Origin of the sequence: Candidatus Electronema sp. PJ, from assembly GCF_048287395.1 — a bacterium.
Classification (GTDB): Bacteria; Desulfobacterota; Desulfobulbia; order Desulfobulbales; family Desulfobulbaceae; genus Electronema.
Genome location: NZ_JBLWEO010000046.1, coordinates 37,001 through 52,662 on the forward strand (window position 1 = coordinate 37,001; position 15,662 = coordinate 52,662).

15 protein-coding genes are annotated in these 15,662 nt (G+C 51.2%); 8 read left to right on the forward strand and 7 right to left on the reverse strand.

Features of this window, described 5'->3' with window-relative positions; genetic code table 11:
- Positions 1 to 2: 2 nt before the first annotated feature.
- Together ACNKIB_RS07305 and fdnG are read right to left on the reverse strand one after the other, a co-directional pair.
- Positions 3 to 818, reverse strand: a complete 816-nt coding sequence (locus ACNKIB_RS07305) for a formate dehydrogenase accessory protein FdhE (RefSeq protein ID WP_417909890.1) — start codon at positions 816 to 818, stop codon at positions 3 to 5.
- Entirely contained in the window at positions 818 to 3,841 is a 3,024-nt protein-coding gene (gene fdnG / locus ACNKIB_RS07310; protein WP_417909891.1) for a formate dehydrogenase-N subunit alpha, read from the reverse strand. The genes ACNKIB_RS07305 and fdnG overlap by 1 nt, the downstream gene beginning before the upstream one ends.
- A 977-nt stretch (positions 3,842 to 4,818) precedes the next feature.
- Between fdnG and ACNKIB_RS07315 the strand changes: the two genes are divergently transcribed.
- From ACNKIB_RS07315 to ACNKIB_RS07330, 4 genes are all read left to right on the forward strand, one after another.
- Complete coding sequence (locus tag ACNKIB_RS07315; RefSeq protein WP_417909892.1) at positions 4,819 to 5,436, forward strand: Spy/CpxP family protein refolding chaperone; 618 nt, start codon at positions 4,819 to 4,821, stop codon at positions 5,434 to 5,436.
- 160 nt (positions 5,437 to 5,596) lie between these two features.
- Complete coding sequence (locus tag ACNKIB_RS07320) at positions 5,597 to 7,699, forward strand: hypothetical protein (protein WP_417909893.1); 2,103 nt, start codon at positions 5,597 to 5,599, stop codon at positions 7,697 to 7,699.
- A complete protein-coding gene (locus tag ACNKIB_RS07325; protein ID WP_417909894.1) occupies positions 7,650 to 8,225 on the forward strand; it encodes a DUF4405 domain-containing protein in 576 nt (191 codons plus the stop codon). Before ACNKIB_RS07320 ends, ACNKIB_RS07325 begins: the two co-directional genes overlap by 50 nt.
- Before the next feature lie 39 nt (positions 8,226 to 8,264).
- On the forward strand, positions 8,265 to 9,575 hold the full coding sequence (locus ACNKIB_RS07330; protein WP_417909895.1) for an efflux RND transporter periplasmic adaptor subunit: 1,311 nt from the start codon (positions 8,265 to 8,267) through the stop codon (positions 9,573 to 9,575).
- Between the two features lie 132 nt (positions 9,576 to 9,707).
- On the opposite strand, the gene ACNKIB_RS07335 is transcribed toward ACNKIB_RS07330, so the two are convergent.
- Positions 9,708 to 9,938, reverse strand: coding sequence for a hypothetical protein (locus ACNKIB_RS07335; protein ID WP_417909896.1), 231 nt, complete (start codon positions 9,936 to 9,938; stop codon positions 9,708 to 9,710).
- Between the two features lie 33 nt (positions 9,939 to 9,971).
- Here ACNKIB_RS07335 and ACNKIB_RS07340 point away from each other — a divergent pair, with 33 nt between their 5' ends.
- From ACNKIB_RS07340 to ACNKIB_RS07355, 4 genes are read left to right on the forward strand one after another with little or no spacing between them, the layout of a single operon-like run.
- Positions 9,972 to 10,670, forward strand: coding sequence for an ABC transporter ATP-binding protein (locus ACNKIB_RS07340; protein WP_417909897.1), 699 nt, complete (start codon positions 9,972 to 9,974; stop codon positions 10,668 to 10,670).
- 11 nt (positions 10,671 to 10,681) lie between these two features.
- Positions 10,682 to 10,921, forward strand: coding sequence for a hypothetical protein (locus tag ACNKIB_RS07345; RefSeq protein ID WP_417909898.1), 240 nt, complete (start codon positions 10,682 to 10,684; stop codon positions 10,919 to 10,921).
- Entirely contained in the window at positions 10,908 to 11,288 is a 381-nt protein-coding gene (locus ACNKIB_RS07350) for a PIN domain-containing protein (protein WP_417909899.1), read from the forward strand. The genes ACNKIB_RS07345 and ACNKIB_RS07350 overlap by 14 nt, the downstream gene beginning before the upstream one ends.
- A 30-nt stretch (positions 11,289 to 11,318) precedes the next feature.
- Positions 11,319 to 12,524 (forward strand): ABC transporter permease, encoded by a 1,206-nt coding sequence (locus tag ACNKIB_RS07355; protein ID WP_417909900.1) that lies wholly within the window; start codon positions 11,319 to 11,321, stop codon positions 12,522 to 12,524.
- A gap of 140 nt (positions 12,525 to 12,664) precedes the next feature.
- On the opposite strand, the gene ACNKIB_RS07360 is transcribed toward ACNKIB_RS07355, so the two are convergent.
- The 4 genes from ACNKIB_RS07360 to ACNKIB_RS07375 form a co-directional block, all read right to left on the reverse strand.
- Positions 12,665 to 13,267: a Uma2 family endonuclease gene (locus tag ACNKIB_RS07360; protein WP_417909901.1), complete on the reverse strand. Its 603-nt coding sequence runs from the start codon at positions 13,265 to 13,267 to the stop codon at positions 12,665 to 12,667.
- Between the two features lie 282 nt (positions 13,268 to 13,549).
- Entirely contained in the window at positions 13,550 to 14,863 is a 1,314-nt protein-coding gene (gene trmFO, locus ACNKIB_RS07365) for a methylenetetrahydrofolate--tRNA-(uracil(54)-C(5))-methyltransferase (FADH(2)-oxidizing) TrmFO (RefSeq protein WP_417909902.1), read from the reverse strand.
- 31 nt (positions 14,864 to 14,894) lie between these two features.
- Entirely contained in the window at positions 14,895 to 15,314 is a 420-nt protein-coding gene (locus tag ACNKIB_RS07370; protein ID WP_417909903.1) for a PIN domain-containing protein, read from the reverse strand.
- Positions 15,304 to 15,510: a hypothetical protein gene (locus ACNKIB_RS07375; RefSeq protein WP_417909904.1), complete on the reverse strand. Its 207-nt coding sequence runs from the start codon at positions 15,508 to 15,510 to the stop codon at positions 15,304 to 15,306. Before ACNKIB_RS07375 ends, ACNKIB_RS07370 begins: the two co-directional genes overlap by 11 nt.
- Between the last annotated feature and the right edge of the window lie 152 nt (positions 15,511 to 15,662).

Consider the following 15,662-nt stretch of genomic DNA (forward strand, 5'->3'; position numbering starts at 1 on the left):
AATCAAAGTGCGTAAAGCGAAGCGGCCCGCCGTTGCCAGCCCTGCGCCAAGGCGAGCGCATCGAGATGCAGGCTTGTCCAATCAGCCAGCACTAGCTCGTCAGCATCTGCCCTGAGACAGGTTTTGAGAAAGCCCTGGCACTGATGGCAGAGATCAAGGCGGAACACCTCGTCCTCCAGCTCCAGCATGGAGAGCTGGCTGTGCTCCTCGTTGCCGCAGAAGGCGCAGCCGAGCCGCAGCCACGGCCAGCGCATCCCGCAGCAGCCGCAGACCAGCAGCCGTTTCCGCCCGCTGCGGGTGCCTTTGAGCATCGCCATTGCCGGGCCATTGCCACAGAAGGGACAAAGCGGCTTGTCCCAAGCCAGCTCCGGCAGCCGCTGCTCCAAGTCCTCGCGCCAAGGGGCAAGCAGCTTGGTTAATATCTTCCAGATGAAGAAGGTGAGCAGGGATGATTCCTGCACCACCGCAGGAGCGGTTCGCGAACCGCCCCTGCATTCCGTCAACACAGTCTCAATTGCCAGAGCCGCCTCTCCCGGCGACTGCCGCAGCCGCTCGCGGAGCTGGCCGCACTGATCGAGGAATGGTGTCGGCAGAAGGGCGACAGGGAGTGCCTCCAAAACCTGCCGCAGCACCTCGCCCGCTTGGATCAGGAGGGCGGTGTCAAGACCTTGATGCCGGAGAAGAGGCAATTGCGAACCGCCCCTACCCGCAGGCGGGCCAGCCTCCGCTAATGCCTCTTCAAGACACTCATGCAGGCGGGCAAGCTCCTCCAGATGCGGATGCCGCAGCAGCAATTCTTCCAGTTTGACCGGACTCATCACGCCTTCCGCAGATTGACGAGGCAGGCCTTGGTCTCCTGAATCCACGTGTTGGGGTCGCCTGCGTCAATGGTGATCAGGTTGGTGCTGGCTGCTTGGCTGAGGCCCTTGAAGCCCCAGTTGTAAGGCATCCAGACGATGAAGACCTCCTGGCCGTTCACCTGCAAGGTCTGCATCCGCTTAGTCACCATCGCGGGCACAGTCACTTCGCCCCGCGCCGACCAGACCCGCACCTTGTCGCCGCTGCTGACGCTGAGTTTGCCCGCCAGCCGTTCCGGTATCTCCACGTAGGTTTCCGGCACCATCTCGTTCAGCCACGGCACGTTGCGGGTGACGGTGCCTGCACACCAGTGCTCGGCAATGCTGGAGGTGCAGAGGACAAAAGGATAGTCCGCCACCGTGCCAACAGGCTGTTTGGGCTTGATGCGCGGATACTTGACGCAGGGATTCACTGCCACGCTCGGATGCAGGACGTTGGCGGTCGGGCTTTCCATCGGCTCGTAGAACTCCGGCAGCGGGCCGTCTGCTGGCACCGAGGAGCTGTCACGCGGCAGACCTTCAGTATTAGTCGGATCAGGGTCTTTGTAAGGTGCAGTAAGCAACCTGGCCAAACCCTCACCCGTCATGCGGAAAGGCCGCTGGCCACTGGGCTTGTCCGGCCCTTCATCCGGCTTGGGTACATCTGGTGTGTCATGCCCAGCCCATTTGCCTTGGGCCGCATCCCACCAGATCAGGGAGTGCTCTTTGTCCAGGGGCTGTCCCTGCGCATCGCAGGAGGCGCGGTTGTAGAGCACCTTCATGTTGCCGGGCCAGCTCCAGGCAAAGCCGGGATAAAGGCCAAGGCCACTAGGGTCATTCTTGTTGTCCTTACGCTTGGCCAAGTTCTTGCCGCCACCAAACACCCCTGCATAAATCCAGCAGCCGGAGGAGGTAGAGCCGTCAGCTTGCAATCCGGCAATGCCCTTGAGCGGCTCGCCGGTCTTCAGGTCAGTGCCGTTGATCTCCTTCAGCACAGCCTCGGCCATGTTCTCCGGCTCATACTTCCAAACTGCCCGCTGGAAGATTTGGTCTTTCTCCTCTGTTGAGCTGGCATACAGCTCGCGCAGCTTGCGGTAGAGCAGATCGATAATCTCTAGATCACTCTTTGAGTCACCCACCGGTTTGATCCCGGTGTAGCGCCACTGCACAAGCCGCCCAGAGTTGGACAGCGAACCTTCTTTCTCCAAGAAGGAGGCCGCAGGCAGGAACACCACCTCGGTGGCAATATTCTTCGGATTTACCCCCGGCTTTTCCCAGAACGAGGCCGTCTCAGTCATAAAGGGATCAGCCACCACCAGCATGTCCAGCTTGGCGAGCGCGTCTTGCACCAGATTCAGATTCGGGTTCGTCACCAAGGGATTTTGGCCCATGATGTAGAGCATCTTCATCTGGCCTTCCAAGGCGGTCTCGAAAATACGGAAGATAGAGTAGTTCTTCTTCGCGTTCTTCTTGGGCAGCCAAGCGTAGCCGAAATCGTTCTCCGCTGTGGCGTTCTCCCCGAACCAAGCCTTGAGCAGGTTAACCATGAACTTAGCCCGGAAAGTGCCGGTGCTTTTCGTCCAGTCCTTTATCGTTGGCTGATTATGATTCGGACAAGCAAGATAACCGGGCAGGGTGTTGAAGAGCAGAGCCATATCTGTCGCCCCTTGCACGTTCGGCTCGCCGCGCAAGGCGTTGATACCGCCGCCCGGCTTACCCATATTGCCGAGCAGCATTTGCAGCACGCCGAAGGAGCGGATATTCTGCACGCCCACGGTGTGTTGCGTCATGCCCAAGGCATACAGAATAGTGCCTGGCCGGTTGGCGACTAAGGTGTCAGCGATTTGCTTGATAGTTGCCTCTGGAATGCCAGAGATGTCAGAACCAACCTTGAGGGTGTAGCGTTTGAAGAAGTCCTTCAGCTTGGCAAAAACGCAGCGTGGGTCGTCAAGGCTCTCCGCTCGCAGCGGCTTATTGGTCGCCGGGTCGAGCTGATAGCTCCAGGAAGCGTTGTCGTATTTAAAATCAGTGCCGTTGTAACCGGAGAAGAGGCCTTCGCTGAAGCTGAAGTCATCGCGCAGGAGCAAAAGGGCATTGGTGTTCAGCTTGACGTATTCTTCGTCATACAGCTTGTTCTCCAAGATGTAGCTGATCATCGCGTTGAGGAAGGCGATGTCCGTGCCGGGCCGGATGCAGGCGTAGATATCGGCCATCTTGGAGGTGCGGGTGAAGCGCGGATCAACATGGATGACGATGGCCCCTTTCTCTTTGGCCCGCATGATCCAGCGCATGGACATGGTGTGGTTTTCGGCGCAGTTGCTGCCCTCGATCAGGAAGACCTTGGCGTTCTTCAGATCAAGCCAGTGATTGGTCATTGCGCCACGCCCGAAAGAGCCGCCCAAACTGGCGACCGTGGGGCTGTGTCAGAGGCGGGCCTGATGTTCGACAAAGACCGCACCTATCAGGCGGGTCATCTTGGACATCAGATAGCATTCTTCGTTGTTGTTCTGCGCTCCGCCGAGAAAAGAAATCGCGTCAGTACGGCTAACCGGGAATTCTGTCTCGCCGTCCTTCTCGGTAGCGATCCAATGCTTGTCTCGTGTCTCCTTCATCTTGGCTGCAACCTTGCTGATCGCCTCGTCCCAAGAGATTTTCTGCCATTTGTCAGAACCAGGAGCGCGGTAAAGGGGGGTCTGGATGCGTTCAGGGGAATTGGGCATGGCGGCCATCGCCGAACCCTTGCTGCACAAGGCTCCCTCGTTGATGATGTGATCGGGATCACCTTCAAGATTGATCAGTTTGCCGTCGCGCACATGACAAAGCATTCCGCAGCCGCAGGAACAGAAGGTACAGATGGAGGTAAACTCCTTGGCGTTCTTGATTCGCGACTCCTTTAGAGCTGCTGCTGCCCTGACTTTCTTCACGTCAAAGCCGAGATCGCTTAAAGCCAGACCTGCGCCGAGACCTCCGGCTGTCTTGAGCAGGGAACGGCGGGTCAGTTTCATGCCATGCGCCTCCTGTGAGCGTTTCATTTGCGTGGAACCTGCTGTTTGAAAAATATTTTTCTGTCTTGTGGCATACCACAGCCACAACGTGCTCTTGTTCGTGAACCACAATGTGGTTATTTGCAAGCGAACTAATATATATTTGCCTCGCCTTCTGTGTCAACCGGAAAACGATTCTTTTTGATAGAAGCGATCATTTTTGTTTATGCTCTTTTCTCCCGCCGATTCTGAGTAGCTTCCCCTACAAACGCAGCGGGTTGACGAAGAGCAAAGCAATCCTCAACAAAGGGATATTCATTGTAAAAATCTACGCTACGAGACCACTTTTCTTTAGCTGAACCTTTGCGTTATTTGCCATAAAACGCGGTTGAACTGGCCTGATTTACACTTGCATCGCCTCAATTCACACTTAAATTACTTTGATTCATGCTTACATTGGCTTGATTTAAGCGTGAATTACTCTGGTTTAAGCGTAAATCATGGCAATTTAAATTTAAATCATCCCAATTCACGCTTACATTGGCCTGATTTAAGCGTGAATCACGCTGGTTCAAGCGTGATTCATGGCAATTTAAATTTAAATCATCCCGATTCAAGAGTGAATCAGAGTAATTCAAGCGTGAATTAGATCAATTTAAGTGTGAATCGGGCCGATTTAAGCGTGAATTGCCTTGATTTAAGAGTAAAACAGGCCAGGTTAAACGGCAATTTCTGCATTGAAACGGGAAAGGAAAACAGATCAATACACTGAAACTACTAAGTATGTTGCGGGCAGATGATATCTCGTTCCAGTTGAGCTGATGCACGTTTTCTAACCGTTCCGTCTTCGGTTACGTATTCTTCCTGCCGCATTTACACAACCTTTACAATTTATCCTGCCGCCAACAAATTCTCTTTACATTCATCGCGTACATTTCAGACATAAAGAAAGGGAGCAACTCCCATTGATCAGCAACCATCTTTCAAGGAGAAAGAGTATGAACGCAATAATCAACAAGAGAATCGGCACAGTCCTCATGGCAGCCTTGCTTTCGGCAGCACTTATTCCCGCAGCAGCAGAGGCTTGTCGTGGCGGCAGAGGCGGACGTGGTGGCGGCCAGGGAATGGGCATGGATTGCGGTATGAGGGGCGGACGAGGTGGTGCTGCTTTTGGCATTTGGCAGAATCCGCAAGCCGTACAGGATTTAGGCATCAGCGCAGAGCAGGTCAAGAAGCTGAAGGAAGCAGAATTCGCTGCCCGTGAGAAGCAGTTACCCCTCAATGCGGAACTGGATAGCTTGCGGCTGAAGATGGATCAGGCTTTTGCCACCGAGCCAGTAGATGAAAAGGCAGTGCTTGAGCTGACCGAGAAGATTTCCGCAGTAAAAGGAAAAATGGCTGTACAAATGACCGAAGAGCGACTGGCAATGAAGAAAATCCTCACCCCGGAGCAAGTAGCAAAAATGGATATGCGACGTGGCGCAGGCATGGGCGGAGGTAAACCTTGTGGCATGAACGGTCAAGGTATGGGTCAGGGTAATGGTGGCAAACCGTGTCCGATGGGCGGCCAAGGCGGCAATAAGCCCTGCAATGGAAACGGCCCGGGCAAGCAGTAAAATTAGCAACAAAAGTCTGGACTTGCCGCTTATTGTCCGGTATGTTGTCCTGTCAAAGGAACCATGCCGGACAAGGAACGCTGCTGCCAGATGTAGCAAGCCTCCTTGTCAGTGCAATTGTGATCATCAACAAGCACCTGACTGCCAGGAGGAGGCTGTCATGAAATTTTCTGTGAAATCGAAATGGTTCTGTTTTCTGCTGCTGATCAATGTGATTTTTGGAGTGGTGCTATCAAGGGTGCTGTTCCAATACAGGCAATTCATTGCTTCAGCAGAACAGATTGAAAAAGAACGGGTTGTTTCTTTAACCAAAAAAGCGGTCAGCGATTTGGGGGAAATTGTTCAGCGGGTGGAGAAGCAGGCGCAAAAAATGGCTGATACCTTTTCAACTCACCAGAATCTTCCTCCTGATGCCATTGAAAAACAGCTCTCCGATGAGCTGGACAGTAATACGGACTTGTTAGGCAGCAGTGTTCTTTACGGCCCTTATGCCTATAGAAAAGATAAATATCTTTTTGGGCCGTATCTCCATATAAAAGATGGTCAACGAAAACTCGTTGATGTTGGAGAAGTGTATGATTACACAAAACATACCGATCTATCAAATTTCTTTTATCATCCGTTCAATGAGAACAGGGCCATGTGGATGGATCCTTTCTGGGGAAAAGCAAGTGATGCGTTGATCCTGACATACAGTGTTCCATTTTACAGCGATACAAATAAAAAATCACCTATAGGAGTTGTCGCGCTGTCAATTTCTCTTGATAGAATCTATGAAATTGTAGGCTCTCTTGACGTTGGCATAAATGGATTCTCTGCCTTGACGACCAAGGATGGTAATTACATATATTACCCTGATCATGAATATGTTACGAGTATGCGCAACTTGGCTCGTGTCGCTGAAGAACAACATGACAGAGACAGGATGCTTATTGCGCAGCAGGCAAAGGAACTAAAAAGAGGCATGATTGATAACCACATCAGTGTCTCCACGCACAAGCCTTCTTGGCTGGTTTGGGAACCAGTTCCTTCCTCTGGCTGGTCGCTGCAAGTGACTTTTTTAAAGGAGAATATGTTTGCAGATGAAAACATGGTGAAACAAAAACAGATAAACCTTCTTGTCAGCACTATTCTTTTTCTTGTGGCCTTATGCGCCTTGCTTCTTCAGGCAGTGCCAGCAGATGCGCATAAAAAACAATGGATTTTTTCTGCCGTTTCCTCGTTGCTCCTTCTGTCTGGTATCGGTTTTATTTGGGGTAGTTACCTTGCTCATTATAAATTAGTCCGCAAAGATGTCAAGGAAGTCCTTTCGTATAAAGCAGTTGAAGAAGCAAAGAAAGAATATGAAAATATTTGCCAAAACCATAACCTTCAACGTCCTCGTTTTTTGCCAACCGGAATTTATGTCGAGACAATTAAATTCATCAACCCAAACGAGATTGAACTGACAGGGTATGTGTGGCAGAAATACGAAAAAGGAAAGCATGATGATCTGTCACGAGGAATAGCATTTGTCAGAGCATCTCAATCAAAAATCACAGAAGTTCTTAAACAGCAGCAAGGTGACCATGAATTTGTTCGTTGGTCATTTTCAGTATCAATCAGGCAGAATATTGACTATTCAAAATACCCAATAGACCACGGAAGCTTTTTTTTAAAAATAGTTCACAAAGATCTGAATCATAATGTAGTCCTTGTCCCTGATTTTGAGTCATACACGAGGATAGTGCCGATACTAAAACCTGGCATTGACAGTAGAGCGTTTATCCCAGGGTGGATTATTACGAGCAGTAGATTTGTATTGCAAGAAAAGGTTAACAGCTCAAATTTTGGCATAAAAGACACTATATCGAAACAGAATTTTCCTATGCTTGCCTTTTCGGTTTCAACGAAGAGAGTATTTACAAATGCATTCATATCAAATTTAGTTCCGTTGATTGTTGTTTATGTTATGCTTTTTGCTTTTATTTCTATAGAAGCTGATGCAAAAAGCTTGATAAGTATGTGCAGTGGCATGTTTTTTGCCATTGTTCTTGCGCATGTCAATACAAGAAATAATTTCGCTGTTTACGAGATATTCTACTTGGAATATTTCTACATAATAACATATTTCATTCTGACCTTTCTTGTTGTTGCATCAATTATATTTCATCGGAATGACCAGCTGCATAAAGACAAGCTGATAAATATCGGCAGGCTGCTGTATTGGCCCGTTGTCAGTAGCTCTTTTTTCGTTATTACGGCAATTATATTCTATAAATAGGTATTTTTTCCTCTTCAATCCACAACCAAGGAGAATCGAAATGAGCATCAAACGTGAATGGACCACCCCAATCACCGCAGGCGCGTTCCTGCTTCTCGCCGTCACCGGCGTGTTTATGTTTTTTCATGCCGCGCCACGCCTTGCCAAAGAGGCACATGAATGGTTGAGCTGGGGATTTCTGGCAGTTGTAGCCGTTCATGTGGCAGTAAATTTTTCCGCCTTCAAAAAGTATATCGTCCAGCGCAAGGGCTTAGTTTTGCTGGGCGCGTTTGTCCTCATTCTGCTGGTCTGTTTCTCGCCTTTGAGCGGCAGCGGCGAGCCTCCTTTTGCGGTGCCGATTCGGGCCTTGGCTAAGGCTCCGCTGACCGTCGTGGCCCAAGTCGCGAAAAGCAATCCTGACCAGTTGATTGAACAGCTCAAGAAGGAAGGGCTTGCCGTGCAGTCAGCCCAGCAAAGTCTGAGCGAGCTGGTCGGTGATGATTGGCACAAGCAGATGCGCTTTCTGAAGATGTTGTTGGACAAATAAAACCCGCCGCCGTCCAAAACTTGACCTGAGCCATGCACTATGAAAACACCTCCGAAGCAGCAGGCGGAAATTAACCCGGCCCTGCTGCTGGAACCGCCCCACAGAAGAAGCAGGTTGCGCTGCTTGTTCTGGCTGCTTCTGCTTGGCGGCCTTTCTGCTGCTGGTTATTTCTATCTTGAACAGCAGAAAGAAAGCCGCCAGTCTGCTGCCGCTCAGGTCGAGTACAAAACCGAGGAAGTCCGCAGTGGCGATCTGACCATCAATGTCACGGCCACTGGTACCTTGCAGCCGACCAATCAGGTGGAAGTAGGCAGCGAGTTATCTGGCAACATTGAGGAGGTGTTGGCCGATTTCAACGATCAGGTCAAAGCCGGGCAGGTGCTGGCTCGACTGGATGTCTCTAAGCTCCAGGCTCAGGTCAAACAGACCGAGGCTTCTTTGCAGGCAGCTAAGGCCAAGGTGCTGACTGCGGCAGCTACCATCCAGGAAACGGCCAGCAAGCTCCGGCAGTTGGAAAAAATTCGGGAATTAAGTGGCGGCAAAACACCTTCCCAGTTTGACATTGACGCAGCAGAGGCCGGCGCAGCACGGGCCAGGGCAGAAAAAGCCAGTGCCGAGGCTGGCGTGGCTGAAGTGCAAGCCAAGTTAGACATGACCCGCACTGATCTGGGCAAAGCAGAGATTATTTCCCCGGTTAATGGTATCGTCTTGAGTCGAACTGCGGAAAAAGGGCAAACTGTGGCTGCTTCTTTTTCTGCGCCGGTGTTGTTTAAGCTGGCTGAAGACCTGACCAAGATGGAGCTGCACGTCGATGTGGACGAGGCGGATATCGGCCAGGTGCGGGAAGGGCAGGACGCGAAGTTCACAGTAGATGCTTATCCTGATCGCAAATTTTCTGCCGTGATCCGGCAAGTACGTTTTGCCTCCACAGTCACGAATGGAGTTGTCACCTACAAAACCGTGCTGATGGTTGATAATGCTGATTTGGTGCTCCGGCCTGGTATGACGGCCACCGCCGAGATTGTTGTCCAAAAAGCGGAAAACGCTCTGCTCGTCCCGGTTGCAGCCCTGCGTTTTACGCCGCAGGCTTCGGAGAAGCGGGCAAAGAAAAAGTCACTGCTCGACTCGCTCATGCCCCGGCGCTTGCCTAGAGAAAGACGGATGCCGCCAGCAGCAGTGGACAGCAAAGCCCCGCAGCAAATTTGGAAGCTGGGCAAAAACGGGCAACCCCAGCAGGTGCCGGTCAAAATCGGCCTCAATGATGGCAACAATGTCCAAATTTTAGAAGGGGAGATCAAACCTGGCGAACAGGTCATAACCGGCATTGCCAGCCCCAGGCCGCAGAAATAGAACTCCTGCGCACACCAGTACGGCTCGGTTGCGCAGGAATTTGGCTCGGTAAGAAAGGAGTTGTACTCGGCAAGAGAGAAGTTCGGCTTGGCCAAACTGCTTTCCTATTAAGCCGCAAAGGAGTTTGGCCGACTAAGACTCCTTTCCAAGTCGGCAAGATTCCTCTCTGGTTAAGCCAAACTCCTTTGCGGGTAGACAAAACTCCTTGCTTGCCGAGTACAACTCCTTTTCAAGTCGGCAGAACTCCTCTCCTGCCGAGTATAACTCCTTTGCCAGCGAGCAAGAAAGGAGTCGTTTCTCAGCGTTCTGGAGAAAAACAGGAGAAAAAAGCTCGCTCTCCGCTTTAATCTGATGCGGTAACATGGAACTCAACTCTTCTTGTCTGCCAGAGGTCTCATGACTGACATCACAGAAAAGGCTGCGCCGCCGTTGATTGCACTGCGCGGCATCACTAAGTCTTACGGCAGCGGTCAAGCCCTGACCTACGCCTTACACGGGGTTGACTTAGACATTGCCAAGGGAGATTTCGTCTCAATCATGGGGCCAAGCGGGTCTGGCAAATCTACCTGCATGAACATTCTCGGCTGCTTGGACACACCATCCTCTGGCCAGTACCTGTTTGGCGGGCTGGAAGTCAGCCGGATGAGTCGCAAGCAGCTTGCCTCGCTCCGCCGCTATTATCTTGGGTTTGTCTTTCAGGGATTCAATCTTCTCAACCGCACTTCAGCCATCGAAAACGTCGAGTTGCCGCTGATGTATCGAGGCACGCCTGCCCGCAAACGGCGTGAACTGGCCAGGCAAGCCCTGCGGATCGTTGGCTTGGAAGGCCGAGAATCACACACACCGGGCGAGCTGTCCGGCGGCCAGCAGCAGCGGGTGGCCATTGCCCGCGCCATCGTCACCAGCCCAGCAGTGCTGTTTGCCGACGAACCTACTGGCAATCTCGACACCTCTCGCAGCCATGAGATCATGGAACTGCTCGTTGGGTTGAATCAAGAAAAGGGAATCACCATCGTCATGGTCACGCACGAGCCAGACATGGCCGCTTATACCAAGCGGATCATCCGCTTTGTGGATGGGCAGGTGGCCGCATAACAGGAGATGCAATGGAAGCAATCCGCAAGATTCAGACCGTAAAAGATGGACAAGTTCAGCTGCGGCTTCCCAAACAGTTCTGGGGACAGCAGGTTGAAATTATCGTGTTTGCCGTGCCACAGCAGGAGTGTCGCCCAAGTTCTGAAAGAAGTCTCCAAGGCTGTCTGCGTCAATATGCAAATCCCGCTCTAATCGCCCTTGAGCAGGATGCTTGGCAGGAGGCGGTAAAGAAAAAACATGATCCTCGTTGACGCAAATATCGTCCTGCGCTATTTGCTGGACGATCATCATGAATTGTCGCCAAAAGCAGCGGCGATCATTGAAAAACGGGACGCAGTTCTGCCAATGGAGGTGGCCTGTGAAGTTGTCTATGTTCTCGAAAAAGTCTACAAGGTGGATAGACAGCAGATTCAGCGGCATCTCAGTGAACTCATAAGCAGGCATCTGGTTATTGTCGAGAAGGCTGATGTCCTACTGAAAGCCCTTGAATGCTATGGCTCGACAACTTTTGACTTTGTTGATACCCTACTGTGGGCATACCATGTTGTTGAACAACAGGAAGTGCTGACTTTTGATGCGAAACTTCGCAAACACATCGAAAGATATGACTGCCTGTAGCAGAATGATCTTCAAGGAGGACTGAAAAACATGTTCTTCAACACCATCCTGCTCGCCTTGCGGGACATCCGGCGCAACGTAATGCGCTCGGTGCTGACTATTCTCGGCATCATCATCGGTGTGGGCGCGGTGATCACTTTGGTCACTATCGGCAACGGCACCACTGCTCAGGTTACAGGCCAGATTGCCAGCATGGGTACCAATGTCCTGATGATTTCACCTGGCCAGCATCGCGGGCCAGGGCAGGATTCCTCTGCGCCTAACTTTACCCTGCAAGATGTGCAGGTGATCCGCAAGGAGATTGGTTTTCTGAAGGCGGTGGCTCCGGTGGTCTCAGCCAATGCTACAGCAGTGGCAGGCAACAAGAACTGGTCCACCAGCATTACAGGCAGCAGCAATGATTTCTTCACAGTCCGTAATTGGATCATTGAGAACGGTAGAACTTTCGAGTCGGCAGAACTACTGACTGGTAGGGCCATCTGTGTGGTTGGTCAGACGGTAAGAAAAAATCTCTTTGCTGAGGAAGACCCTGTGGGCAAGAATATCCGGCTCAATAAGGTTTCCTGTCAGGTGATTGGCCTACTTCAGGAGAAAGGCCAATCCAGCATGGGGCGAGACCAGGATGATATTATCATCATGCCCCTCCTGACAGTTCAGCGTCGCTTCTCAGGCAACCGGGATGTCTCTGGTATTCAGCTTTCCGTGGAAGAAAGCGGTTCAACCGAGCAGACCACAGCAGAGGTAACGGCTCTGCTCCGTAAACGGAGGCACCTGGCAGAAAGCGAGGAGGATAACTTCAATGTACGAGACACTAAGGAACTCGCTGCCATGCTTACTGGCACCACGAAAACCATGACAGCCCTGCTCAGTTCAGTAGCAGCAGTGAGTCTCTTGGTGGGTGGGATTGGCATCATGAACATCATGCTGGTCTCGGTCACAGAACGCACCCGCGAGATCGGCATCCGCCTGGCTATTGGGGCCTTTGAACACGAGGTAATGCTTCAGTTCCTAACTGAATCAGTGGTGCTCTCCTCCCTAGGTGGCATCATCGGTATCATCATTGCCTTAGCCTCCTCGTATGGGATAACCCAAATGCTCGAGGTTCCCTATCTGCCTGACTTCAACATCATCCTCATCGCCTTCCTTTTCTCTGCCGCAGTGGGAGTCATCTTCGGCTATTTCCCCGCCTTAAAAGCTGCCCGTCTTGATCCCATAGATGCCTTACGGCATGAGTAGTCGCTTCTGCCTTACCACCTCTCGCCTATCTCCCTTTTTCTTTGCCATGGAGGCTGCTTCTCAGCCTCCATACTGCCTGCCTTTTTGCCTGCTGAGACCAAGCACAAGCCCTGCCGCAGTCAGCTATTCGCAGAAGTAAACTAGGCGAGAAATCGGTACAGACGATGCTTGCGGAATTGCATCTTACTATATACCTCATTGAGAGGCACTTCACACTGAATCGAGCTGAGAACAAGCCGGTCTTCTGGGTGCTGATAGGCAGTATAGACCCAGATGCCATCCAGCTGTCTTGAGAACCTTTCCACCTTACAGTTGTACTGGGAGATTAAGACATATTCCTTAAAAGAAGCAATGCGCTGGTAATGGGAGAACTTATCAACCCGGTCGTAGGCTTCCGTGGCATCAGAAAGGATCTCAGCAATGAGGACAGGATTCAACAATACATCTTTATTGCCATCTTCATACTCCTCTTGACCATAGACAGCAACGAGGTCAGGATAGGTATAGGTCCTGAATGCCCGGATCTTCACCTTCATAGTACTAGCAAAGACCCGACATGGCCTATTGATCAGCTGATTGCTCAATACCCTAACCATATTTGCTGCAATCTGGTTATGCTCCCGACTAGTATTTGCCAAGGCCAAGATCTCACCATCAAGGTATTCTCGTTTGAGAATAGAGGCGCGCTCCGCAGTGAGGTACTCTTCCGGGGAAAGCCGGTACTGCTGTTCAGATGCCTGCATAATAACCTCCTGTCTTAGCCAAGGCTTAATAATAAGGGCGATCACAGGGGTTACCCCTACGATGCGGTGGTGTTGATTCGTGACAGATAACCGTATGGGCAAGCTCCTGTGCCTGCCCTTGATTCGGGATAGATAGTGCTATTGTTACAGGGCAACCACAGGGGGTTGCCCCTACGGTTGCATTATGGTTGCTAGGCAACATGCATGCATGTTGGTCGGCAAGTATCACCATAGTTGACTGGCAACATGCATGATAGTTGCCTCCCAACTATGGTGCATCTTTCACCCCAATCCTACCTGCCACTCAGCCAGTAACTGCAAGGCAAGTGCTGCCCGATATTCACCCCTATTCCTCTTCCGCAACCGCTGGGTCAGGGATGGAAAAAGCCCGAAGTTGACGTTCGAAGGCTGGAAATGTTGGGGATCAGATTCAGTAAGATGGCGGATCAATGCACCCAGGGCAGTGCCTACTGGGGGTACTGCCATTTCTTTTCCAGACAGCCAGCGTGCGGCATTGATTCCTGCGAGCAAACCCATAGCCGCTGATTCCACATACCCTTCTACACCTGAAAGTTGTCCAGCCAGGAATAAACCAGGCTGTTTCTTCATCTGCAAGGACGCATCCAGCAAGGCAGGTGCGCAGATAAAAGTATTGCGATGTATAGAACCAAGACGGACAAACTCTGCCTGTTCCAGGCCAGGAATTGTCCTGAAGACTCGCTTCTGTTCTGCATAGGTCAACTTGGTCTGAAAGCCCACTAAATTATAGGCTGTGCCCTCGCAATTCTCTGCCCGCAATTGCACCACTGCATACGGCTCCTTGCCGGTTTGTGGGTGAGCAAGTCCCACGGGTTTCATCGGGCCAAAACGGAGGGTGTCTCTACCTCGCTCGCACATAACTTCAATGGGAAGACAACCTTCAAAGTACTTGGGATCTTCAAAGGACTTGAGCGGCACAGTCTCTGCTGAGGACAGGAGATCTATAAATCTCGCGTACTGATCAGCATCAAGCGGGCAATTCAGGTAATCCCCTGGTGTGGCCTCATCCCATCGCGACTTACGATAGATGATTGCATTATCCAAGGAATCTGCCGACACTATGGGTGCAATGGCATCATAAAAGGCAAGATGTGCTGTGCCAGTAAGCTGGAGCAAGCTGGTCGTCATGCCTGGTGAGGTCAGCGGCCCTGTGGCGAGGATGACTGGTGCAGTGCTTGTGGGCAGCTCCGTAACTTCCTCGCGAATTACCGTAATCCGTGGGTGCTTTTCGATGACCTGCGTGAGCGCAGTTGCAAAGCAAAGACGATCCACAGCTAGAGCCGACCCTGCTGGTACTGCGGTGGCTTGTGCCACGCGCATGACCAGGGAGTTCAACCGTCGCATCTCCTCTTTCAGCAAGCCAACTGCTGAGTCACCTGCATTGGATCTGAAGGAGTTTGAGCAGACAAGTTCGCCTAATAATTCAGACTCATGAGCAGGGCTATAGCGATGTGGTTTCATCTCATACAGCTCTACTGTTGCTCCCTGTTCTGCTGCCTGCCAAGCTGCTTCACAGCCTGCTAATCCACCGCCAATAATCTGAATTGCTTGGGTCATAGAATCACTGCTGCTTAGGCCTTACTTACACTCAAGAAGCCAGGAAAGGATTACGGATGTGGAGCTGATCGTCAATCAATTGTTCATGCTCAAGTTGCTCGCTTAAGAAGACCGTGCAACCTGAGAGCAGGGCAGTTGCCACGGCAATACTATTGTAATAAGAGTAATGGTAGCTTTCCGCAATACTAGTTGCTTTATGGATCATAGGTACAGTAATAAGCTCAACCGTAAAAGCCTGCTCAATCTCGGTCAAAACCTGTTCAATCATATACCATTGTAACTGCATATTACGCGCCAGAGTATTGGCCAATTCACTGAGCGTCTGGGTACTAATCGTGGGCTTAACTTTACACTCTTGGACTACCTTAATACTAGTGGCTTGCTTCTTCGGTTTGTCCGCAGCATAGAGATAAAGCAGGATAGTGGTATCAAAGAAAACTTTACCGTCCATTGGCCTCATCGCGATTAAAGGTGAACTCCTTACTTGCCACACTGATGGCCCGAAAGTCCGTATTTATGACCGCCTCTTTCTTCAGTGTTTTGACCCACACTGTTACCTGGACATCTTCCGTAAACAATTGCTGATATTGCTGTGGAATATTGATCATACCATTGTGGGCAATGGTCTCAAAGGTGATGGCATGCATACATGCTCCTTGGCGTTCTTGTTGCCTGCAACCATGTAGATAAAGAGCTATCCTAAGCAGGTCTGCGCTGCTTGTCAAGAAAATGATGCAATGGGTGGTATTTGGTAGAGATAGAGAGTTGTAGGGGCAGGCCCCTGTGCCTGCCCTTATTC

Excerpts from the sequence above, each read along its gene's own strand:
- ACNKIB_RS07305 (WP_417909890.1), bottom strand. The coding sequence starts at position 818 with ATGAGTCCGGTCAAACTGGAAGAATTGCTGCTGCGGCATCCGCATCTG.
- ACNKIB_RS07315 (WP_417909892.1), top strand. The coding sequence starts at position 4,819 with ATGAACGCAATAATCAACAAGAGAATCGGCACAGTCCTCATGGCAGCC.
- ACNKIB_RS07320 (WP_417909893.1), top strand. The coding sequence starts at position 5,597 with ATGAAATTTTCTGTGAAATCGAAATGGTTCTGTTTTCTGCTGCTGATC.
- ACNKIB_RS07330 (WP_417909895.1), top strand. The coding sequence starts at position 8,265 with ATGAAAACACCTCCGAAGCAGCAGGCGGAAATTAACCCGGCCCTGCTG.
- ACNKIB_RS07335 (WP_417909896.1), bottom strand. The coding sequence starts at position 9,938 with ATGTTACCGCATCAGATTAAAGCGGAGAGCGAGCTTTTTTCTCCTGTT.
- ACNKIB_RS07340 (WP_417909897.1), top strand. The coding sequence starts at position 9,972 with ATGACTGACATCACAGAAAAGGCTGCGCCGCCGTTGATTGCACTGCGC.
- ACNKIB_RS07345 (WP_417909898.1), top strand. The coding sequence starts at position 10,682 with ATGGAAGCAATCCGCAAGATTCAGACCGTAAAAGATGGACAAGTTCAG.
- ACNKIB_RS07350 (WP_417909899.1), top strand. The coding sequence starts at position 10,908 with ATGATCCTCGTTGACGCAAATATCGTCCTGCGCTATTTGCTGGACGAT.
- ACNKIB_RS07355 (WP_417909900.1), top strand. The coding sequence starts at position 11,319 with ATGTTCTTCAACACCATCCTGCTCGCCTTGCGGGACATCCGGCGCAAC.
- ACNKIB_RS07360 (WP_417909901.1), bottom strand. The coding sequence starts at position 13,267 with ATGCAGGCATCTGAACAGCAGTACCGGCTTTCCCCGGAAGAGTACCTC.
- trmFO (WP_417909902.1), bottom strand. The coding sequence starts at position 14,863 with ATGACCCAAGCAATTCAGATTATTGGCGGTGGATTAGCAGGCTGTGAA.
- ACNKIB_RS07370 (WP_417909903.1), bottom strand. The coding sequence starts at position 15,314 with ATGGACGGTAAAGTTTTCTTTGATACCACTATCCTGCTTTATCTCTAT.
- ACNKIB_RS07375 (WP_417909904.1), bottom strand. The coding sequence starts at position 15,510 with ATGCATGCCATCACCTTTGAGACCATTGCCCACAATGGTATGATCAAT.